This is a genomic window from Paraburkholderia sp. UCT70 (assembly GCF_050434085.1).
Taxonomy (GTDB): domain Bacteria; phylum Pseudomonadota; class Gammaproteobacteria; order Burkholderiales; family Burkholderiaceae; genus Paraburkholderia; species Paraburkholderia tuberum.
The window spans coordinates 3,490,979-3,513,069 of sequence record NZ_JBNPVZ010000004.1 but is presented as its reverse complement, the minus strand read 5'-3'; the positions used below and the strand labels follow the sequence as shown (position 1 = coordinate 3,513,069).

At 63.8% G+C, this 22,091-nt stretch carries 19 protein-coding genes and 1 pseudogene; 18 read left to right on the top strand and 2 right to left on the bottom strand.

What is annotated here, in order from left to right; translation table 11 throughout:
• Nucleotides 1-31: 31 nt before the first annotated feature.
• From OKW41_RS41920 to OKW41_RS41895, 6 genes and pseudogenes are all read left to right on the top strand, one after another.
• Nucleotides 32-1,351: a DUF3108 domain-containing protein gene (locus OKW41_RS41920; protein ID WP_429576071.1), complete on the top strand. Its 1,320-nt coding sequence runs from the start codon at nt 32-34 to the stop codon at nt 1,349-1,351.
• Between the two features lie 149 nt (nt 1,352-1,500).
• On the top strand, nt 1,501-2,289 hold the full coding sequence (locus tag OKW41_RS41915; RefSeq protein WP_184026471.1) for an alpha/beta fold hydrolase: 789 nt from the start codon (nt 1,501-1,503) through the stop codon (nt 2,287-2,289).
• Nucleotides 2,290-2,408: 119 nt separating this feature from the next.
• Complete coding sequence (locus OKW41_RS41910; protein WP_062125693.1) at nt 2,409-2,666, top strand: BTH_I0359 family protein; 258 nt, start codon at nt 2,409-2,411, stop codon at nt 2,664-2,666.
• A gap of 293 nt (nt 2,667-2,959) precedes the next feature.
• Nucleotides 2,960-4,030 (top strand): homocysteine S-methyltransferase family protein, encoded by a 1,071-nt coding sequence (locus tag OKW41_RS41905; RefSeq protein WP_429576070.1) that lies wholly within the window; start codon nt 2,960-2,962, stop codon nt 4,028-4,030.
• Nucleotides 4,031-4,089: 59 nt separating this feature from the next.
• Nucleotides 4,090-6,819 (top strand): annotated as a pseudogene (metH, locus tag OKW41_RS41900) (methionine synthase); the annotation flags it as partial.
• Between the two features lie 194 nt (nt 6,820-7,013).
• On the top strand, nt 7,014-7,211 hold the full coding sequence (locus tag OKW41_RS41895) for a hypothetical protein (protein ID WP_018419250.1): 198 nt from the start codon (nt 7,014-7,016) through the stop codon (nt 7,209-7,211).
• Nucleotides 7,212-7,342: 131 nt separating this feature from the next.
• On the opposite strand, the gene OKW41_RS41890 is transcribed toward OKW41_RS41895, so the two are convergent.
• A complete protein-coding gene (locus OKW41_RS41890; protein ID WP_018419249.1) occupies nt 7,343-7,669 on the bottom strand; it encodes a DUF1840 domain-containing protein in 327 nt (108 codons plus the stop codon).
• Nucleotides 7,670-8,127: 458 nt separating this feature from the next.
• Here OKW41_RS41890 and argS point away from each other — a divergent pair, with 458 nt between their 5' ends.
• The 8 genes from argS (at nt 8,128) to OKW41_RS41850 (ending at nt 16,496) form a co-directional block, all read left to right on the top strand.
• Nucleotides 8,128-9,918: an arginine--tRNA ligase gene (gene argS, locus OKW41_RS41885; RefSeq protein ID WP_429453424.1), complete on the top strand. Its 1,791-nt coding sequence runs from the start codon at nt 8,128-8,130 to the stop codon at nt 9,916-9,918.
• Between the two features lie 79 nt (nt 9,919-9,997).
• Nucleotides 9,998-10,801, top strand: coding sequence for an SPOR domain-containing protein (locus OKW41_RS41880; RefSeq protein ID WP_429576069.1), 804 nt, complete (start codon nt 9,998-10,000; stop codon nt 10,799-10,801).
• 176 nt (nt 10,802-10,977) lie between these two features.
• The gene (locus tag OKW41_RS41875; protein WP_429576068.1) at nt 10,978-11,616 is read left to right on the top strand and encodes a thiol:disulfide interchange protein DsbA/DsbL; all 639 of its coding nucleotides are present in this window, start codon (nt 10,978-10,980) and stop codon (nt 11,614-11,616) included.
• Nucleotides 11,617-11,631: 15 nt separating this feature from the next.
• A complete protein-coding gene (locus OKW41_RS41870) occupies nt 11,632-12,405 on the top strand; it encodes an SDR family oxidoreductase (RefSeq protein WP_429576067.1) in 774 nt (257 codons plus the stop codon).
• Nucleotides 12,406-12,408: 3 nt separating this feature from the next.
• A complete protein-coding gene (locus OKW41_RS41865; RefSeq protein WP_429576066.1) occupies nt 12,409-13,227 on the top strand; it encodes a helical backbone metal receptor in 819 nt (272 codons plus the stop codon).
• Nucleotides 13,228-13,508: 281 nt separating this feature from the next.
• Nucleotides 13,509-15,095 (top strand): ABC transporter substrate-binding protein, encoded by a 1,587-nt coding sequence (locus OKW41_RS41860; RefSeq protein WP_429576065.1) that lies wholly within the window; start codon nt 13,509-13,511, stop codon nt 15,093-15,095.
• 229 nt (nt 15,096-15,324) lie between these two features.
• Complete coding sequence (locus tag OKW41_RS41855) at nt 15,325-16,065, top strand: LysM peptidoglycan-binding domain-containing protein (RefSeq protein WP_429454606.1); 741 nt, start codon at nt 15,325-15,327, stop codon at nt 16,063-16,065.
• Complete coding sequence (locus tag OKW41_RS41850) at nt 16,053-16,496, top strand: lysozyme inhibitor LprI family protein (RefSeq protein WP_429576064.1); 444 nt, start codon at nt 16,053-16,055, stop codon at nt 16,494-16,496. The genes OKW41_RS41855 and OKW41_RS41850 overlap by 13 nt, the downstream gene beginning before the upstream one ends.
• 100 nt (nt 16,497-16,596) lie before the next feature.
• Here OKW41_RS41850 and OKW41_RS41845 read toward each other — a convergent pair whose 3' ends face one another.
• Entirely contained in the window at nt 16,597-17,670 is a 1,074-nt protein-coding gene (locus OKW41_RS41845) for an MBL fold metallo-hydrolase (protein ID WP_429453435.1), read from the bottom strand.
• Between the two features lie 159 nt (nt 17,671-17,829).
• On the opposite strand from OKW41_RS41845, the gene OKW41_RS41840 reads away from it, so the two are divergent.
• The 4 genes from OKW41_RS41840 to OKW41_RS41825 all read left to right on the top strand — a co-directional run bounded on the left by OKW41_RS41840 (nt 17,830) and on the right by OKW41_RS41825 (nt 22,078).
• A complete protein-coding gene (locus OKW41_RS41840; RefSeq protein WP_429453437.1) occupies nt 17,830-18,234 on the top strand; it encodes a MerR family transcriptional regulator in 405 nt (134 codons plus the stop codon).
• Between the two features lie 39 nt (nt 18,235-18,273).
• On the top strand, nt 18,274-20,091 hold the full coding sequence (aceK, locus tag OKW41_RS41835; RefSeq protein WP_429453439.1) for a bifunctional isocitrate dehydrogenase kinase/phosphatase: 1,818 nt from the start codon (nt 18,274-18,276) through the stop codon (nt 20,089-20,091).
• 72 nt (nt 20,092-20,163) lie between these two features.
• Entirely contained in the window at nt 20,164-21,372 is a 1,209-nt protein-coding gene (locus OKW41_RS41830) for an acetyl-CoA C-acetyltransferase (protein ID WP_429576063.1), read from the top strand.
• Nucleotides 21,373-21,400: 28 nt separating this feature from the next.
• Complete coding sequence (locus OKW41_RS41825) at nt 21,401-22,078, top strand: SDR family oxidoreductase (protein WP_187628338.1); 678 nt, start codon at nt 21,401-21,403, stop codon at nt 22,076-22,078.
• Nucleotides 22,079-22,091: the final 13 nt, after the last annotated feature.

The following is a 22,091-nucleotide window of genomic DNA, read 5'->3' as shown; positions in this document are numbered from 1 at the left end:
TCCTTTCACGCTCTCACCGATTCAAGCGCCGATGGATTTTGCTTCCGCCAACCGCCGTCATGATCGCCTGCCCGCTTTTGGTAGCGGGCCGGGACGCGGCGCGCGCGCGTGGCGCTGGATCGCCGTCCTCGCGGCCGTCGCGGTTGTGCACTGGATCGCGGCGCAATGGTTCGAGCGCAATCGCGTGGATCTGAATCCGGTGAATCACGAGCATGTGCCGGTGCAGGTCGTGCTGCTGACGCCCGAAAGGGTCGAGCGTCAACCCGCGCCACAGCCCGCCATGCCGGCACCGCATCCGCCCGCGCCAGCACGCAAGCCCGCGGCGAGGCCGCCGCGCGAGCAGCATGTGATGACCGCGTTGCAACCGGCCAAACCGAACGAGCCCGCAGCCACGCCGGCATCGGAGGTGGCGGCTAGCGCGCCACCCGCCACCGCGAACGCGAATCCATCGGCCCATGCGAATGCCAATGGCGCCGTCGCGAGCGCCCCTGCCGCGGCCAGCGCGCCGCAAGCGTCGCAGGGCGTGAAGTTTTCGGTACCGCCGTCGGCCGAACTCGACTACGACACGTTCTATAACGGCGTGCGCAACGCGCCCGGCACGATCCATTGGGCGAGCGACGGGCAGGGCTACGAAATGGTCGTATCAGTGCCGCTGCCGTTCGTCGGTCCATTCGTGTTTTCGAGCCACGGCGGCATCGATGCCTTTGGCCTCGCGCCGGCGCAGTACAGCGAAAAGCGTGGCCGTCGCGCCGAAGACATCGCGATCTTCAATCGCAACGACAAGAAGGTTGGCTTTACGCGCACGCCCGCCTCGTTGCCGTTGCCCGACGGCGCGCAGGATCGCTTCAGTGTCGTGATGCAGCTCGCGAGCCTCGTGCGCGGCGATCCTGACGCCTATAAGCCTGGCGTGACGCGACAGTTTTTCGTCGTCGATACCGATAGCGGGGAGAATTGGCCGATCGAGACGATCGGTGACGAAACGATCCGCGCCGCCCAAGGCTACCTGGAGACGCGTCACTTCAAACGTCTGCCGCGGCACGATGGCGACCAGCGCCGCGTCGATGTGTGGCTCGCCCCGTCCCTTGGCTGGCTGCCGGCGCGCATCCTGCAGACGGAGCCGAACGGTACCCAGTTCGAACTGGTGTGGCGCGGCAAGCTCAATGTCGATGGCACGTCGCCGGATGACCGCGGCAATGGTGGCGCGCCGGCCACGCCTGCTGCACCCGCAGCCCCCGCTGCCACGGGCCCTGCAACGCCGGCGCCAGCTCCGGCGGACACATCGGCAGTAACACCCGAAGCCGCCCCAGCTGCACCGGTCGATTCGACCGCTCCGACCATCATCAAACCGTGACACTTTTCGTGACACAGTGTCACGAGCAGATTTGCTCGAGATCGGCGAAACTTCCTTTGCAACGCTGACTCGCACGTCAATGGAGCCCCGTTCGTGCGAACGAGGCGACCCACCGCGCTTTTTCACTGCGTTTCCTCAAAGGAGTCCGCATGCAAGTGAACATCAACGGTATCGACACACGCTACGTGCTGAGCAACGAAGGCGGCGGCCCGTGGCTCACGTTCATCCATCAGTTGGGCGGCGATCTTTCCATCTGGGATCAGATGGCAGGCTATTTCCGCGACGATTACACGGTGCTGCGCTACGACGTGCGCGGCCACGGCCACAGCGCGGTTGCGCGCGAGCCGTTCGCCATGCGCGATCTGGCCGACGATCTCGCCAAACTGCTCGATGCCCTCGGCGCGCGGACGACGCACCTGGTCGGCCTGTCGCTCGGCGGCATGATTGCGCAGCAGTTCGCGCTCGACCATCCATCGCGCATCGACACGCTGACGATTGCCGACAGCACCGGCGGCACTCCGCCCGAGAACCGTGAGTTGTGGAATCAGCGTGCCCACACCGCGCGCAGCGACGGCATGGAGGCGCTGTTACCGTCGACGATCGCACGTTGGCTCACGCCCGACTTTCAGGCCGGCCATCCCGAAGCGGTCGAGCCGATCCGTGAGACATTTGCGCGCACCTCGCCGGAAGGTTTTGCGATGGCCTGCGAGGCACTGCGCGATTTCGACCTTCGCGGCCAGCACGGCGCAATCCGCTCACCGACGCTGACGGTGGCCGGACGTCACGACACTGGCACGCCCCCTGCTGCTACGCAGGCAATAGCGGAGGCGATCGAGGGCGCCCGCTTCGAGTTGCTGGACGCCGCGCATCTCGCGCCAATCGAGCAATCACACCGTTTTGCCGCCTTGCTTGAATCGTTTCTGGAGCGGCGAGTCTAACCGTCAGGTCCGGAGTTTTTACTTGCGTCGTCCGGACCCACCCCTTGAATTCCATCCCACATGCTCCACCTACGGTGCAGAAAAAGGGCAGGAGCCCAACGGAAATAAGGAGTGTCGCCATGCAAATGATCTATAACAGCCCTAACTACTGTGTCGTCGAGTTTCCTCCGCAGGAAGGTCTGCTTGCCATGAAGTCGGGCGGCTACGAGATTGTCGACAAGAACATGCAGCGCGAAATCTACATCGATGGGGCAATGGCGGCGCGTTTTCGCGAGCATGTGCAAAAGCTGATCGAAGGCGAGCCGACGCTCGACGAGGTTGATGAATTCCTCGGTCAATTCGACAGTCTGATGCATCAACCGGTGGTCCTGCATTGACCGGAGGTGTTCAGCTGGCGCTCTGGCGACATCGATCGACCGCACCGCGCGGCTTTGGCGGCGGGTTCCATCAAGCGGTCGGCGGCAGCGAAACGGCCCGGCAGGCTTTGGCTTGCCGGGCCGTTTTTTATTGCGTCGTTGGTTAGCGCGTTTCTGAATTCCCGGCGCGGCGCGTTCGTATCGGTCGATTTTGCCGGCCGCGCCTCGCACTCTCCTCCGCGCCGGGCGCATCCGCCCGGCAGCGGCTACAATGACAGGCTTTCCGCCAACGCCGGCGCAAGCCCTCGTCCGCCATGACCCAGCCTGCTCAATCCATCACGCCAGTCCGTTCGGAGCCCGCCTACACCCGCGGCGCAGCGCTGCCCGCGCTGCTGAACTCGCGCATCCTGATTCTGGACGGCGCGATGGGCACGATGATCCAGCGCTACAAGCTCGACGAAGCCGGCTATCGCGGCGAGCGCTTCAAGGACTACGCGCGCGACATCAAGGGCAACAACGAACTGCTGTCGATCACCCAGCCGCAGATCATTGCCGAGATTCACGAGCAGTATCTCGCGGCGGGCGCGGACATCATCGAGACCAACACGTTCGGCGCAACCACGGTCGCACAGGCCGACTACGGCATGGAATCGCTCGCCGTCGAGATGAACATCGAATCGGCGAAGCTCGCGCGCGCCGCGTGCGACAAATACGCAACGCCGGACAAGCCGCGCTTCGTCGCTGGCGCGATCGGCCCGACGCCGAAAACCGCCAGCATTTCGCCGGACGTCAACGATCCGGGCGCGCGCAACGTGACCTTCGACGAACTGCGCGCCGCGTACTACGAGCAGGCGAAAGCGCTGCTCGACGGCGGCGCGGACCTGTTCCTCGTCGAAACGATCTTCGACACGCTGAATGCGAAGGCCGCACTGTTCGCGCTCGACGAGCTGTTCGAAAACACCGGCGAGCGTCTGCCGATCATGATCTCGGGCACCGTCACCGATGCGTCGGGCCGCATTCTGTCGGGCCAGACCGTCGAGGCCTTCTGGAACTCGCTGCGTCACGCGAGGCCGCTCACGTTCGGCCTGAACTGCGCGCTCGGCGCGGCGCTGATGCGTCCTTACATCGCCGAGCTCGCGAAGCTGTGCGACACCTACGTGTCGTGCTATCCGAACGCCGGCCTGCCGAACCCGATGAGCGACACCGGCTTTGACGAATTACCCGCGGATACCTCTGGCCTGCTGGAGGAATTCGCCGAAGCGGGGCTCGTGAACATCGCGGGCGGCTGCTGCGGCACGACGCCCGAGCACATCGCGGCGATCGCGAAGGCGCTCGCCGAGCTGAAGCCGCGCAAGTGGCCGAGCCAGTATCGCGACGCGGCCTGAGCCCGCCTGAAACACTTCGCCCCGACGCCCTGCACGTCCCTTAACGCACGCACCCGACTCGCACACACGCCATGACCGATCACACCATGCGCCTTGCCGGCCTCGAGCCGTTCAACGTCACGTCCGGGACGCTGTTCATCAACGTTGGCGAACGCACCAATGTGACCGGCTCGAAAGCGTTCGCGCGAATGATCCTGAACAATCAGTTCGACGAAGCATTGGCCGTCGCGCGCCACCAGGTCGAGAACGGCGCGCAGGTAATCGACATCAACATGGACGAGGCGATGCTCGATTCGAAAGCGGCAATGGTCCGCTTCATGAATCTGATCGCGTCGGAGCCGGACATCGCGCGCGTGCCGATCATGATCGACTCGTCGAAGTGGGACGTGATCGAGGCGGGTCTCAAGTGCGTGCAGGGCAAGGCGATCGTCAACTCGATCTCGCTGAAGGAAGGCAAGGAAGCGTTCGTTCATCATGCGAAGCTGATTCGCCGCTATGGCGCGGCTGCGGTCGTGATGGCGTTCGACGAACAGGGCCAGGCCGATACGTTCCAGCGCAAGACCGGGATTTGCAAGCGCTCGTACGACGTGCTCGTCAACGAAGTCGGCTTTCCGCCCGAGGACATCATCTTCGATCCGAACATCTTTGCGATCGCGACCGGCATCGAGGAACACAACAACTATGCGGTCGACTTCATCGAGGCGACCCGCTGGATCAAGCAGAACCTGCCGTACGCGAAGGTGAGCGGCGGCGTGTCGAACGTGTCGTTCTCGTTCCGCGGCAACGATCCGGTGCGCGAGGCGATTCACACCGTGTTCCTCTATCACGCGATCCAGGCGGGGATGGACATGGGCATCGTCAACGCGGGCCAACTCGGCGTGTATGCCGAACTCGATCCCGAACTGCGCGAGCTCGTCGAAGACGTCGTGCTGAATCGCCGTCAAGACGGCACCGACCGCCTGCTCGAAATCGCCGACAAGTTCAAAAGCGGCGCTGCGAAGAAGGAAGAGAACCTCGAGTGGCGCAAGCAGCCGGTCGAGAAGCGTCTCGCGCATGCGCTCGTTAGCGGCATCACCACGTTCATCGTCGAAGACACCGAGGAAGTGCGCGCGAAGATCGCCGCTGCAGGCGGCCGTCCGATCAACGTGATCGAAGGTCCGCTGATGGACGGCATGAACATCGTCGGCGACCTGTTCGGCCAGGGCAAGATGTTCCTGCCGCAGGTCGTGAAGTCGGCGCGCGTAATGAAGCAGGCGGTCGCGCATCTGATCCCGTTCATCGAGGAAGAAAAGCGCCAGCTCGCGGCGGCCGGCGGCGACGTGCGCGCCAAGGGCAAGATCGTCATCGCGACCGTGAAGGGCGACGTGCACGACATCGGCAAGAACATCGTGTCGGTCGTGCTCCAGTGCAACAACTTCGAAGTGGTCAACATGGGCGTGATGGTCCCGTGCAGCGAGATCCTCGCGAAGGCGAAGGTCGAGGGCGCGGACATCATCGGGCTGTCGGGCCTGATTACGCCGAGTCTCGAAGAAATGGCCTACGTCGCATCGGAAATGCAGCGCGACGACTACTTCCGCGTCAGGAAGATTCCGCTCTTGATCGGCGGCGCGACGACCTCGCGTGTGCACACGGCGGTGAAGATCTCTCCGCACTACGACGGGCCGGTGGTCTACGTCCCGGACGCGTCGCGCTCGGTATCGGTCGCCTCGAGCCTGCTGTCCGACGAGGGCGCCGCGAAGTACATCGACGAACTGAACGCCGACTACAACCGCATCCGCGATCAGCATGCGAACAAAAAAGCACAGCCGATGGTCACGCTCGCGCAAGCGCGCGCCAATAAGACGAAGATCGACTGGGCAGGCTATCAGCCGGTCAAGCCGAAGTTCATCGGCCGGCGCGTGTTCAAGAACTTCGATCTGAACGAGCTCGCGAACTATATCGACTGGGGTCCGTTCTTCCAGACGTGGGATCTCGCCGGCCCATATCCGGCGATTCTCAATGACGAGATCGTCGGCGAATCGGCGCGGCGCGTGTTCTCCGACGGCAAGTCGATGCTCGCGCGCCTGATTCAGGGCCGCTGGCTGCAGGCCAACGGCGTGATCACGCTGTTGCCGGCCAACACGGTGAATGACGACGACATCGAAATCTACACGGACGAATCGCGCACCGAAGTCGCGCTGACGTGGCGCAATCTGCGGCAACAGAGCGTGCGGCCGGTGGTCGACGGGGTGATGCGACCGAACCGCTCGCTGGCCGACTTCATCGCGCCGAAGGACTCGGACGTCGCCGACTACATCGGCATGTTCGCGGTGACGGCGGGTCTTGGCGTCGACGTGAAGGAGAGGCAGTTCGAGAAGGATCTCGACGACTACAGCGCGATCATGCTGAAGGCGCTCGCGGACCGGCTCGCCGAAGCATTCGCCGAAGCGTTGCACGCGCGCGTGCGGCGCGACCTGTGGGGCTACGCGAACAGCGAAAACCTTTCCAGCGACGAGCTGATCGCCGAAAAATACCGCGGCATCCGCCCGGCGCCAGGCTATCCGGCCTGCCCCGACCACCTCGTCAAGCGCGACATGTTCGACGTGCTGCGGGCGAACGAAATCAACATGAGCGTGACCGAATCGCTGGCGATGCTGCCGGCGGCGAGCGTGTCGGGCTTCTACCTCGCGCATCCGGACAGCACCTATTTCTCGGTCGGCAAGATCGGCGCGGACCAGCTCGACGACTACGCGCAGCGGATGTCGCTCACGAAAGCGGACGCCGAGCGCGCGTTGGCGCCGTTGCTTTGAGCGTGAAGCGATACATGGCCGGGCCGGGCCGTGCGGCCCGAGCCGCGCGTGCGCGACTATATCGAGTCCGAAAGACTGAATATTTGGCGCCACGGCAATTTCGGCTTTGTAGACTGAGTCGGCTTTCATCCCGTCAGGCGCGAGCACAACGCGCCGGCTCACCGAAATTGCAACCGTCAACGGAGAAAAATCGTATGAAGAAGCTGACACTGTTATTGACCGCTGTTTCGCTGGCCGCGGGCGCTTCCGTGGCGCTCGCACAACCCGCCGCGCCGGGCGGATCGAGCGCGGTCAGCTCCTACTCGCCCCCCACCGAGGCGCATGTCAAAAAGGCGAAGAAGCAAAAGATGAAGAAAGGCGCGGCAGCGTCGGCGGCCCCCGCGAGCCAGTGAGCGGCGAGACGGACAAGCCCTCTGAATGACAAAGAGCCCGCGTCAAGCGGGCTCCTTTCTTTGAGTGCGCCCCAAAAGCGCTTATGAAGGCCTTCTGAGACCGGGCCGCGGCGCTCGGGACCCAGCAGAAATCAAAGCCCCCAGACGATATCCGCGTTTTCCTTCTGCGCCGCGCGCAGCATGTCGAGGAACGGATACGCGCGCTGCGCGAGACCGGGCGGAATCTCGTGACGATCGCGGCCGTCTTCGCCCTCGTGGAAATGGCCCTCGTGCTCGGCGCGCTCCTGCTTGTCGGAGGTGATCGCCGCTTCGAGCTTCTCGATGGCCGGGCCCAGTTCGTCGTGAGTAATGACGCCCCGCTGCCCAAGGCGTTTGCCGACAATGCCGACCAGATACTGCGCCAGATTCTCCAGCATCATCACGTCCGGGCAGGCGTGGCACTTGAAAGTAATCAGCATGACCGTTCCCTTTTTCGTTATGTCGGGTTAACGCATGAGCGTCCCAAGGGCGGCAACAGCGCGCGCCTGACGTGGCGCCGGCAAGGCGCGGCGGCCCCAGCCCCTCGTGGGCAACTCATTGAACATATTAGCACCTGCTAAAATCCGTCTGAACGGAAAAGCGCGCCGCCCAGCGCCACGTATGGCAAGGCTCGACGAGCATCGCGCACGTGTGCAAGCGGGGGCGTCGAACCATCGGCCGCAATCCGCATGCCGCGCGAGCCTGCGTGCCGGCGGGCCGCCGAGCGGAGTCCACCGCGTTGCGCTGCTTGCGTCTCGTCGCATCGCCTTGGGGGACAGTCTGCCGGCGGCGCAGCCATCGGCGCCGCAAAGCGCTGCCGCGTTCTACGCTTGCGACACCGGCCTCGGCCGGCGCCTCTTCCGCCTTACCGGATTGCCTCACTGGACTCGCAACAAGCATGCTGCCCGCACATAAACACACACTCGAAACACTGCTCGCCGAGACGGTGAAGCAGATCGCGACTGCCACCCAAGGCGCGACGGAAGCCGCCTTCGTCTCGCCCGCCATTGCGCTGGAGCGCCCGAAAGTCGCCGCGCACGGCGACGTCGCGTGCAACGTCGCGATGCAGCTCGCCAAGCCGCTGCGCGCCAATCCGCGCCAGCTCGCGCAACAGATCGTCGATGCGCTGCTCGTCAATCCGCAGGCCAAAGGCCTGATCGACACCGCCGAAGTGGCGGGCCCTGGCTTCATCAACCTGCGGCTCACGGCCGCAGCCAAGCAAGGCGTGATCGCCGCCGTGTTCGCCGAGAAGGACGCGTACGGCCGCTCAAGGCGCGACGCCGGCAAGCACGTGCTGATCGAGTTCGTGTCGGCCAACCCCACCGGCCCGCTGCACGTCGGCCACGGCCGCCAGGCCGCGCTCGGCGACGCGCTCGCGAACGTGCTCGCGTCGCAGGGCTGGGACGTGCACCGCGAGTTCTACTACAACGACGCCGGCGTGCAGATCCACACGCTCGCCCTGTCGACCCAGGCACGCGCACGCGGCCTCGCCCCCGGCGACGAAGGCTGGCCCGCGTCGGCCTATAACGGCGAGTACATCGCCGACATCGCGAAAGACTATCTGAACGGCATCACGGTCGAGGCGAGCGACGGCGAGCCCGTCACCGGCGCGCGCGACGTCGAGGACCTCGAGGCGATCCGCCGCTTCGCGGTCACGTATCTGCGTCGCGAGCAGGACATGGACCTGCAGGCGTTCGGCGTGAAGTTCGACCAGTACTACCTGGAATCGTCGCTGTACACGGAAGGCCGCGTCGAGAAAACGGTCGACGCGCTGATCGCCGCTGGCAAGACCTACGAGCAGGAAGGTGCGCTGTGGCTGCGCACCACCGACGACGGCGACGACAAAGACCGCGTGATGCGCAAGACCGACGGCACCTACACGTACTTCGTGCCGGACGTCGCCTATCACGTCGCGAAGTGGGAGCGCGGCTTCACCAAGGTCATCAACGTGCAGGGCTCGGATCACCACGGCACGATCGCGCGTGTGCGCGCAGGTCTGCAGGGTCTCGGCATCGGCATTCCGAAGGGCTACCCCGACTACATCCTGCACAAGATGGTCACGGTCATGCGCAACGGCGAAGAAGTCAAGATCTCGAAGCGCGCGGGCAGCTACGTGACGGTGCGCGATCTGATCGAATGGTCGGGCGGCGCGACGCCGGGCTCGGAAGCGGCCGTCGATCTGATCGACGAGGAAACCATTCGCCGCGGCCGCGACGCGGTGCGCTTTTTCCTGATCTCGCGCAAGGCGGACACCGAGTTCGTGTTCGACATCGACCTCGCGCTGAAGCAGAACGACGAGAATCCGGTGCACTACGTGCAGTATGCGCACGCGCGCATCTGCTCGGTGATCGCCGAGTGCAATGCGCGCTACGGCCTCGACGAGAACGCGCTCGCAAACGTGGATCTCGCGCCGCTGACAAGCGAGCGCTCGATGGCGCTGCTCAACAAGCTCGCCGAATTCCCGGACATGCTGCAGCACGCCGCCGACGAACTCGCGCCGCACGCGGTCGCCTTCTACCTGCGCGAACTCGCTGGCGAATTTCACTCGTTCTACAATGACCGTGCCGAGCGCGTGCTGGTCGACGATGCGGCCGAACGCAACGCTCGCGTCGCGCTGCTCGCGGCCACGCGCCAGGTGCTGGCCAACGGTCTCGCGACGATCGGCGTCTCCGCTCCCGTCAAGATGTAACTCCTCCAGCGTAATATGCGCGCGGCCGTCGTTATAATCGGCGGCCGTTCCTGGATTCTTTTTGCAGGTGATTCGTACGATGGCAAAACCACGCCGCACAACAAAGCAATCGAAGCAAACCGGGGGCACTTTTCTCGGCATCGTGCTGGGCCTGATCGTCGGCCTGGCGATCGCGGTAGTGGTGGCGCTGTATATCACCCGTGCACCTACGCCGTTCGTGTCGAAGGTCGCGCCGCCAGCGGCGACCGACAACGGTGCGAGCCAGGCGCAATACGATCCGAACCGTCCGCTGCAAGGCAAGACGCCGGGCCAGCCGGTGCCGCAGGCCGCGCAACCGGCTCCGCCGAACACCGCGCCGGGCCAGACCAACGCCCAGACCCAGTCGGGCATGCTCGAAGAACCGCAGATCGTCGAAGTGCCGCCGTCGGGCGGCAACGCGAATAACAACGGCACGGCCGTCGCGCCAAATCCCGCGCAGGAGAACGGTACCGGCGGCATCGTCGCACCGGCGCCGGCGAAGAAACCGCAGACGTCGAGCGCGCCCGCCGCCACCGCGGCAGGCTCCGCGCCTAAGAGCACGAGCGCGACCACGGCGGCCAACGCCAAGCCGGGCTCGGCCGCCGCTCAGGCGCCGGGCGATGCGAACACCGGCTACTTCCTGCAGGTCGGCGCGTACAAGACCGCCGCCGATGCCGAACAGCAGCGCGCGCGCCTCGCGTTCCAGGGCTTCGAATCAAAGGTCACGCAGCGCGATGCCGGCGGCGTCACGTACTACCGCGTGCGCATCGGGCCGTTCTCGAAGTTCGAGGACATGAATTCGAGCCGTCAGCGTCTGTCGGACGCGGGTGTCGATACCGCGGTGATCCGCTTCGCCAAACAATAAATAAACGGTAATGCCGGCTCGCACGGCGCGTCGAACTATCGGCGCGGCGCGCGGGTCACAAGCACGATGGCCGCTTCGACCTGTATTGTGGCGGGCGGCCACACCGAATCCGACCAGCGGCGACGGGCCCTTAGCATGGCGTCGCCGCGCTACCGCCTTATCTGGGTCTACACAACATGAAAAAGCTGCTGAGCATCCTGTTTCTCTCGCTAGGCCTGATCGCGGCCAGCGCGCATGCGTCGCCGACCGCGCCGGTTGCCGGCAAAGACTACACCGTGCTGGCCTCGCCGCAACCGACCGACGTGCCGGCCGGCAAGATCGAAGTCACCGAATTCTTCTGGTACGGCTGCCCGCATTGCAATGAATTCGAGCCGTTCCTCGAAGCGTGGATCAAGAAGCAGGGCCCGGACGTCGTGTTCCGCCGCGTGCCGGTCGCCTTCCGCGACGACTTCATCCCGCACTCGAAGATGTACCACGCGCTCGATGCGCTCGGCGTCGCGAACGAACTGACGCCGAAGGTGTTCAACGAAATCCATGTCAACAAGAACTACCTGCTGACGCCGGAAGACCAGACCAAATTCCTCGCGAAGCTCGGCGTCGATCCGAAGAAGTACATGGACGCGTACAACTCGTTCTCGACGCAAAGCGCGCTGCAGAAGGACAAGAAGCTGCTCGACGGCTACAAGATCGACGGCGTGCCGACGCTCGCCGTGCAGGGCAAGTATGAAACCGGCCCGGCCGCGACCGGCACCCTGCCGGGCACGGTCCAGGTGCTCGACTACCTCGTCTCGCAAGTCCGCGCCAAGAAGATGTAATCACGAGGCGCCGGTATGACCTCTCCGCTGAAGGTTTTCATTACCGGCGCTTCGAGCGGCATCGGCCTCGCGCTCGCCGGCGAATACGCACGGAGCGGCGCGATTCTCGGTCTCGTCGCCCGCCGCGGCGACTCGCTCGCCGCGTTCCAGCGGTCCCATCCCCAGAACACCGTCTTGATCTACGCGCTCGACGTGCGCGACGCGGAAGCGCTCGCCGATGCGGCCGCGCGCTTCATCGCCGCGCACGGCCTGCCGGACATCGTGATCGCCAACGCCGGCATCAGCCGCGGCGCGCTGACGGGTCACGCCGATCTGCGCACGTTCCGCGAGGTGATGGACATCAATTACTTCGGCATGGTCGCGACGTTCGAGCCATTTGCCGCCGCGATGGCCGCATCGAAGCGCGGCACGCTGGTCGGCATTGCGAGCGTCGCGGGCGTGCGCGGCTTGCCCGGGTCGGGCGCGTACAGCGCGTCGAAATCGGCGGCCCTGAAGTATCTCGAGGCGTTGCGCGTCGAGATGCGGCCGTTCGGCGTCGGGGTCGTCACGATCGCGCCCGGCTATATCCGCACGCCGATGACCGAGCACAATCCGTACAACATGCCGTTCCTGATGGACGCCGACCGTTTCGCGACGAAGGTCGCGCGGGCGGTCGAACGGCAGACGTCGTTCGCGGTGTTTCCGTGGCAGATGCGTGTGGCCGCGATGCTGCTGCATGTGCTGCCGCGCTGGCTCTACGACCGCGTGTTCGAACGCGCGCCGCGCAAGCCGCGCGCCGCCACCGAGTAAGCCATGCAGTCCCGTGCGGTCGATGCAGCCGGCGTCGCGCACGAATCCGCGGGCACCGACGCGCGCATCGTGTCGCTGGTGCCGAGCCTCACCGAAACGCTGTTCGCGCTCGGCCTCGAGCGGCAGATCGTCGGGCGCACCGGCTTTTGCGTGCATCCGCGCGACAAGGTCCGGGCGGTGCCGAAGGTCGGCGGCACGAAGGCCGTCAAACTGGACGCGATCCGCGCGCTGCGCCCCACCCATCTGATCGTCAATGTCGACGAGAACGAACGCGACACCGTCGAGCAACTGCGCGCGTTCATGCCGCACATCGTCGTCACCCATCCGCAGACGCCGCACGACAACCTCGCGCTGTTCGCGCTGCTCGGCGCGATCTTCGGGCGTAAAGAAGAAGCGCGGCGCTTGAGCAACTCGCTCGAAGCGCGTCTGCGCGAAGCCGGCGCTCACGCCTTCGCCGCGCAGAACGTGCTGTACCTGATCTGGCGCGAACCGTGGATGAGCGTCGCAAGCGACACCTACATCGCCGCGATGCTGCGCCTCGTGAACTGGCATACGCTGCCCGACGTGCGCGGCGGCAGCGCGGGCGCCGCGCGTTACCCGACGCTCGACTTCGACGACGCGCCGTGGCTCGCGCAGGTCGACCGCGTGCTGCTGTCGAGCGAGCCGTACCGCTTCACGGCCGCGCATCGCGACGCGCTCGCGCGCGATTCGCGTCTCACCGGCAAGCGCATCGATCTGATCGATGGGGAAATGACGTCGTGGTACGGCGTGCGCGCAATAAGTGGCATCGGCTACATGCTGCGTCAGGCCGCCGCAGCCTGAGGCGGCAGCATAGCCGCGCCGCCCCCATATGGATATGTCGATTAAATTGTTGTCGCCAAAATGGCCCTTCGATAAGCTTTCGCGAAGGCGCGCCGCCGGCCAGATCTCGAAGGCCGGCCCCCAGGCCTCAGGCCGGGATCGCCCGACCTGTACGACGGCGCCGGGAACGTATCACAATCGTGGCGACGCGCGCGCCGGGACCGCTGACCTGCCCGCTCACGCATCGCCGCCATAAACACAACCAGACGCACTGCCTGACTGCGCTCGTTACCGGAGATCCTATGCGCTTCAAACTGCTCGCAGCCGCCATCCTGTTCACTGCGCCCGCGCTCGTGCTCGCCAAACCGTTGACCGTCTGTACCGAATCGAGCCCCGACGGCTTCGACGTCGTGCAGTTCAATTCGCTCGTCACGACGAATGCATCGGCCGACGTGATCTTCAACTCGCTGGTGTCGTTCGACGAAGCCGCGAAGAAGGTCGTGCCCGCGCTCGCCGACAAGTGGGAAGTGAGCCCCGACGGCCTGACGTACACGTTCCACCTGCGCCCCAACGTGCAGTTCCAAACCACCGACTACTTCAAGCCCACCCGCGCGCTGAATGCCGACGACGTGATCTTCACGTTCGACCGCATGCTCAACGACAGCAATCCGTGGCACAAGGTGGCGGGCGCGAGCGGCTTCCCGCACGCACAGTCGATGGGACTGCCGAAGCTGATCAAGTCGATTACCAAGGTCGACGACAACACGGTCAAGTTCGAACTGAACGAGCCGAACGCGACGTTCTTGTCGATCCTGACGATGGGCTTCGCCTCGATCTATTCCGCCGAGTACGCGGACCAGTTGCTGAAGGCCGGCCAGCAGGTCGACCTGAACGCGAAGCCGATCGGCACCGGGCCGTTCGTGCTGAAGGGCTATACGAAAGACGCGGTGATCCGCTACGACGTGAACCCGACCTACTGGGGGACGAAGCCGAAGATCGAGCGCGTGATCTACGCGATCACGCCGGACGCGACCGTGCGCGCGCAGAAGGTGAAGGCTGGCGAATGCCAGATCGCGCTGTCGCCGAAGCCGCAGGATCTCGCCGACGCGAAGAACGACAAGTCGCTCGCGATCGTGCAGACGCCCGCGTTCATGACGGCCTTCGTCGCGCTGAACACGCAGCAGAAGCCACTTGAAAACCAGAAGGTGCGCGCCGCGCTGAACATGGCGTTCGACCGCACGACATATCTGAAGACCGTGTTCGACAACACCGCAACGCCGGCCGTGAACCCGTTTCCGCCGAATACGTGGAGCTACAACCACTCGATCAAGGGCTGGCCGTACGACCCGGCGAAGGCGAAGAAGCTGCTCGCCGACGCGGGCTATCCGAACGGTTTTGAAACGACGATCTGGGTGCGTCCGAATGGCAGCGTACTGAATCCGAATCCGAAGGCCGGTGCCGAACTGCTGCAGGCCGACTTCGCGAAGATCGGCGTGAAAGCGGAAGTCAAGGTGATTGAATGGGGCGAACTGATCAAGCAGGCGAAGCAAGGACAGCATGACTCGCTGTTCATGGGATGGGCCGGCGACAACGGCGATCCGGACAATTATCTGTCGCCGCTCTTCAGTTGCAACGCGGTGAAGTCGGGCATCAACTTCGCGCGGTTCTGCGATCAGGACCTCGACAAGCTGATCGCCGACGGCAGAGCGACGTCCGATATCGCCAGGCGCACGAAAGCGTATGAAGCCGCGCAGCAGATCATCCACGACGAAGCGCTGTGGATTCCGCTCGGCTATCCGACCGCTGCCGCGATCACGCGCACGAACGTGAGCGGGTATCACGTGAGTCCGTTTGGACGGCAGAATTTCGGGGCGGTGGTGGTGCAGTGATTTTGCACTGCGGTTAGCGCAGGCGGCCCTGCAAGAAAGCCCGGTTTTTGAACCGGGCTTTTTTATTCAACGCGCGAATTGGCTGGTTGCATCTGACACTGCGTAACCTTTTTTCGACGTGATCTCGGGCCTTCGCCCGCCAGACCGATTCCTAATGCAATTTTCCTCAGGCAAGAAGCTGATAATTGCTTGCAAAGTAGCCGCCCACACTTTGACAGAAGGAATGGTTATGGCAATGCAAGCTCCAACGAGGACAGGTTTTGAACGGTGGCAGGATGGCGTTAGCAAGGCTGTAAGCGATGCCAAATGGAATTCCTGGGACTGCGAGATCCAGATGGCAGTCCATGAGTACAACCGCCAACTTCGCGGCACTTCCGGGTACGTGCCCTTGGACTGGCAGCTTATCAAGGCGATGTTGTGGGTCGAAACAGGTGCCCACGATCCTCAGTGGAACGCCAAGCCGATGCAGATTGGGGTTGCAGGCGATCCTGGATTAGCATCGCTGCTTTCGGGCAAAGAAGGCGGCGATCTGATTCTGCTACCAGGCTGGAAAGGACAGCTGACAATTGCCTCAGTCAGAACGATACCGGCGTATAACATCCGTGCCGGGGTTGGCTACCTGCTCATGCGCATGGCAATTTTCGAGTACCGGAGCGTACTTGGCGCTGACCCCAAAGTTTATGAGATCGCTGTCAAGCCGGGCGATAGCTTGGACAGGATGGCAAGGGCTCAAGGCACCACGATCGAGATGTTGAGAAAGCTAAACCCGACGTCCACTGCTCTTCGCCCTGGACAAGTGTTGAAGTACCGAAAAGCTTCAGTTCAAAATGTGATTGCAAGCTGGCACCCCATCTCCACGACATTGATAGCACGGCGCTATAACGGAGGTCGTGACTCAAAATACGCCAGAAAACTTGACTACGCGTTGTCATTGGTGCGTAACGGGAAGGCAGCCCTATGCGCACAATAAACCTGATCTGTTTCGGTTTGACCACCTACCTGCCAACAATGGTCCTTGCGGCCTCAACTGCTCCCGTTGCAAGCGAACGGGCTCTGCGCGAGGAATGCAGCGCGTTCTCGCAAGCGGGAATGCGGGACTGTCTGGCAGAGAAAGCAGAGGCCCGTCAGAAGGCCCTCAAACGAGCCGAGGAGAAGATGGCTGGCACCCTCTCCAAATGGGATGAAGACAACAAGTACGTCAACCAGGCCAGGGCAAAACTCGTCGCATCAAACAGGAAATTCGCGGAGTACCGCAAGGCTCAATGCGAATTCGCAGCTTCACTAAGTGGTGGTGGGGCGGGCAATTCGCACGAATTGGGCCGTTTGGCTTGCATTTCCGAACTCAACAACCGGCGAGCCCAGCAACTCCGCGACGCTGCCTCTGACTTGCCGTTGAAGTAGTTCGCACGAAAGGACGCCTGGCATCGTTGCGCCGCTCAGTGCCTCCGCGTAGCGCGGACCTATTCGTCGTCGCTTCTATGCCCGCAGCCAACGGCCGAGATCACACCGCCGCAAACCGAATCACTCCATCCGCATCCTGCGTCCGCTTCAAATCCCCCGCTCGCCACAGCAGATGCAAATGCGCGAGCGCCTCACCCATCGCGAATGTCATCTGATGGATATCGAGCTGGCGCTTGAACATCAACGGCACGATATCGGCGGCGCTGCGCGGCTTTTCCGCACATGCTTCGCGCACTTCGGCGAGCCGCGCGTCGTGATGCTCGCGCAATTGACGAATGCGCGTGCGCGCCCCGCGAAACGGCTTGCCATGCGACGGCAGCACGAGCGTGTCCTCAGGCATCGTCTCGTAGCGGCCGAGCGACTCCAGATACAGTTCGAGCGGAGAACCCTCAGGCTCGATATCGAACACCGACACGTTGGTCGAAATGCGCGGCAGCACCATATCGCCGGAAATCAGCGTGCCGGTTTCCGCGCAGTGCAGCGCACAGTGTTCCGGCGAGTGGCCGAAGCCCGTCACCACGCGCCACGTCCTGCCGCCGATCCTGACATCCTCGGCTTCGCGTAAACGACGGTATTGGCCCGGAATCGCCGGCACGAGGCTCGAGTAGTAGCTATTGCGATTGCGCAGTTTTTCGAGCGATTCGGCGTCGGTCAGACCGTGCCGCGCGAAGTGCCGCGCCGCGGCCTCGCCACCCGCGTTCGAGCCGTCGCCGGTTGCCATCACGCGCGCCTGCATGTATTCGCCGAGCGTCATCCACAGCCGCGCGTCCCAACGCTTTTTATCACCGCCGCCGCACACCCAGTGCGCGAGGCCGATGTGATCCGGATGGCAATGCGTGACGATCACGCGCAGCACCGGCAGGCCGTCGAGCACCCATTCGAACACGCTCTCCCAATTCGCCTTGATCGTGTCCGACGTGATGCCGCAATCGACCACGGTCCAGCCTTGCTGGCCGTCGATCTCATCGCGCAGCAGCCACAGGTTGATATGGTCGAGCGCGAATGGCAGCGGCATGCGCAGCCAAAGCACGCCGGGCGCGACTTCCATCGTGCGGCCCGCGTCGGGCATCGTGTCGTTGAAGGGGTATTCGAGCTGGTGTTCGAGTGCATTCATAGGGACTGTCTTCCTCCGACGACCCTCCGGCATGGCGAGGTGTGCGATGCCGGTCGGCCTGGTTGTGGTTGCTTTCCGCTCAGGTTGACGATAACGTAAACGTCGATTCTATCGTCCAATCCGGTTTTGTGCCCGGCCACACGGCCACGAGATGTCCCGATGAATACGCAATACACGATCACCGAGCTCGCGCGCGAATTCGACGTCACGCCACGCGCGATCCGTTTCTACGAAGATCAGGGTTTACTCTCGCCGCGCCGCGAGGGTTCGAGCGGCTTGCGGCGCGTCTATTCGGGCCGCGACCGCACGCGTCTGAAGCTCACGCTGCGCGGCAAGCGGCTTGGCTTTACGCTATCGGAGATTCGCGACCTGCTGGACGCCTACGAATCGCCGACCGACACCGTGCCGCAACTGCACGCGTTTCTCGCCACGGTCGCGCGTCATCGTGAGGTGCTCGAACGTCAGCGCGAAGATCTCGACGCGACGCTCGAAGATCTCTCGCAGTACGAAGCGCAGGCGCGCGCGCTGCTCGACGGCGCCAGGCATGACGCGAAGCCTGCCTGAATTGGCCTGACTCTGACCGGCGTTTGCGGAGCGCGCGTGATGAATCACTTCCCCAAGCTGTTATCGTCGCAAATCGGTTTCGACGTCGCACAGACGATGCTCGAAGGGTTCGACCGTCACTACCGGATCTTTCGCGAAGCCGCGATCCACGCGAAGACGCTGTTCGAAACCGGCGACTGGCATGGCATACAAAAACTCGCGCGCGACCGCATCGCCTCGTACGACGATCGCGTGCAGGAATGCGTGCAGCTGCTCGAAGACGAGTACGACGCGGAGAACATCGACAGCGAAGTGTGGCAGCAGATCAAGCTGCACTATATCGGCCTTCTGACCACGCACCGTCAGCCCGAATGCGCGGAAACGTTTTTTAATTCGGTATCCTGCAAGATCCTGCACCGCTCGTATTTCAACAACGATTTCATTTTCGTGCGCCCAGCGATCTCGACCGAATACATCGAGAACGACGAACCGGCCGCGAAGCCGACCTATCGCGCGTATTACCCCGGTACAGATGGACTTGCCGCGACGCTGGAGCGAATCGTCACGAACTTCCAGCTCGATCCGCTGTTCGAGGATCTGACGCGCGACGTCGCCTGCGTGATGCAGTCGATTCACGAAGCGTTCGGCGTATTCGACGAAGCGCCGAACTTCCAGATTCACGTACTGTCGTCGCTGTTTTATCGCAACAAGGCCGCGTATATCGTCGGGCGCATCATCAACGGTGACGCGCTGCTGCCGTTCGCGGTGCCGCTGCGTCATGTGAAACCGGGCGTGCTCGCGCTCGACACGGTGCTGCTCAAGCGCGAGCAATTGCTGATCATCTTCAGCTTCTCGCGCTCGTATTTTCTGGTCGACATGGAAGTGCCGTCCGCGTATGTCGAGTTTCTGCGCACGGTCATGCCGGGCAAACCGAAGGCGGAAATCTATACGTCGGTGGGTCTGCAGAAACAGGGCAAGAATCTGTTCTATCGCGACCTGCTGCATCACCTGTCGCATTCGAGCGACCATTTCATCGTCGCGCCCGGCATCAAGGGGCTCGTGATGCTGGTGTTCACGTTGCCGTCGTTTCCGTACGTGTTCAAGCTGATCAGGGACAACTTTCCGCCGCCGAAGGAAACCACGCGCGCGCAGATCCAGCAGAAGTATCAGCTCGTCAAACGCCACGACCGCCTGGGCCGCATGGCCGACACGCTCGAATATTCGAGCGTCGCGCTGCCGCTTGCGCGGCTCGACGAAACGCTGTTGCGCGAACTCGAGAAGGAAGTGCCGTCGCTGATCGAGTACGACGGCGAGAACCTCGTGATTCGCCATATGTACATCGAGCGACGCATGGTGCCGCTCAATCTGTTCCTGCAGAACGGCAACGACGACGACGTCGAGCGCGGTATCAAGGAATACGGCAACGCGGTGAAGGAACTGATCCAGGCGAACATCTTCCCCGGCGACTTGCTGTACAAGAACTTCGGTGTCACGCGACATGGCCGCGTCGTGTTCTACGACTACGACGAGATCGAATACCTGACCGACTGCAACGTGCGCGCGGTGCCACCGCCGCGCAACGAGGAAGACGAAATGTCGGCCGAGCCGTGGTACGCGGTCGGTCCGCACGATATTTTTCCGCAGACGTACGGCACGTTCCTGCTCGGCGATCCGCGCGTGCGCCGCTCGTTCATGCGGCATCACGCGGATTTCTTCGAACCCGAACTGTGGCAACGACACAAGGATTCCCTGTTGAAGGGCGAGCTGCCCGATTTTTTCCCGTACGACCAGACCGTGCGCTTTTGCGTGCGTTATCCGGAGCGGTTCGCCCAAGCGCCCGATGCGCAGGCGGACGAGCCAAATGTGCGCGTGGCTTGATGAATCCCACAAGGGTTCGCATCAGGCAACGCGCGGCGGTAGCCATCCAAGCTATGACCAAGGAGCTCGAACATGAGTGACGCAAACCACAGTGGTATCAACGCCGATCCAATCGTAATCGTCAGCGCGGCGCGCACGCCGATGGCCGGCTTTCAGGGCGACTTCGCGTCGCTGAGCGCGCCGCAACTCGGCGCGGTCGCGATCAAGGCGGCCGTAGAACGAGCGGGTCTGAAGCCCGAGCAGATCGACGAAGCGGTGATGGGCTGCGTGCTGCCCGCCGGCCTCGGCCAGGCGCCCGCGCGCCAGGCCGCGCTCGGCGCGGGTCTACCGCTCGCCACCGGCTGCACGACGGTCAACAAGATGTGCGGCTCCGGCATGCGCGCGGCGATGTTCGCGCACGACATGCTGGCCGCGGGCTCGCTCGACGTGATCGTCGCGGGCGGCATGGAGAGCATGACGAACGCGCCGTATCTGCTGCCGAAAGCGCGCGGCGGCATTCGCATGGGCCACGGCCAGGTGCTCGACCACATGTTCTACGACGGCCTCGAAGACGCCTACGACAAAGGCCGTCTGATGGGCGCGTTCGCCGAGGAATGCGCGGCGTCGTTCGACTTCACGCGCGAGGCGCAGGATGCGTTCGCGGTCGAGTCGTTGAACCGCGCGAAGCGCGCGAACGAGGACGGCTCGTTCGACTGGGAAATCGCGCCGGTTACGGTGGCGGGCCGCAAGGGTGACGTCACGATCGCGCGCGACGAGCAGCCGTTCAAGGCCAACCTCGACAAGATCCCCACGCTGAAGCCCGCGTTCAGCAAGACCGGCACCGTGACGGCGGCGAACTCGTCGTCGATCTCGGACGGCGCGGCCGCGCTCGTGATGATGCGCGAGTCGACCGCGAAACGGCTCGGCGTGGCGCCGCTCGCGCGCGTCGTCGGTCATTCGACGTTCGCGCAGGCGCCCGCGAAGTTCACCACCGCGCCGGTCGGCGCGATCCGCAAGCTGCTCGGGAAGAACGGTTGGCGCGCCGGCGACGTCGATCTGTACGAAATCAACGAAGCGTTCGCGGTCGTCACGATGGCCGCGATGAAAGAGCACGATTTACCGCACAACAAGGTCAACGTGAACGGCGGCGCGTGCGCGTTAGGCCATCCGATCGGCGCCTCGGGCGCGCGCATTCTCGTCACGCTGATCGGCGCGCTGAAGAATCGCGGTCTGAAGCGCGGTGTCGCGACGCTGTGTATCGGCGGCGGCGAGGCGACCGCGATGGGTGTCGAACTGATCTGACGCAGCCACAAAATCTTCGAGGAATACGATGAAAACAGTGTTGATCGTCGGTGCATCGCGTGGCATCGGCCAGGAATTCGTCCGGCAGTACAGAAACAGCGGCTGGCGCGTGCTCGCGACCGCGCGCGACGGCGCCGCGCTCGATGCGCTCAACGAACTCGGCGCCGAAACCTTCGCGCTCGACGTCACCGCGCCCGAAGACATCGCGGCGCTCGGCTGGAAGCTCGACGGCGAACGGCTCGATGCCGCGATCCTGGTGTCGGGCGTGTACGGTCCACGCACCGAAGGCATCGAAACGATCACCGCCGAGGACTTCGATCACGTAATGCACACGAACGTGCGCGGCCCGATGCAGCTGCTGCCAATCCTGCTGCCGCTCGTCGAGGAAACGGACGGCGTGCTCGCGGTGATTTCGAGTCGCATGGGCAGCATCGCCGATGCAAGCGGCACGACCGGCTGGCTGTATCGCGCGAGCAAGGCGGCGCTGAACGCCGTGCTGAAGCTCGCGTCGCTCGACGCGCAACGCGCGACCTGCGTGTCGCTGCATCCCGGCTGGGTGCGCACCGACATGGGCGGCGCGCAGGCCGCGCTCGATCCCGCGCGCAGCGTGGCGGGCATGCGCGAGGTGCTGGCGCAGGCGGCGGCATCGCGCGACGCGTTCCACGGCCGCTTCTTTCAGCACGACGGCACACAGCTCGACTGGTAGACAACTACGTTGC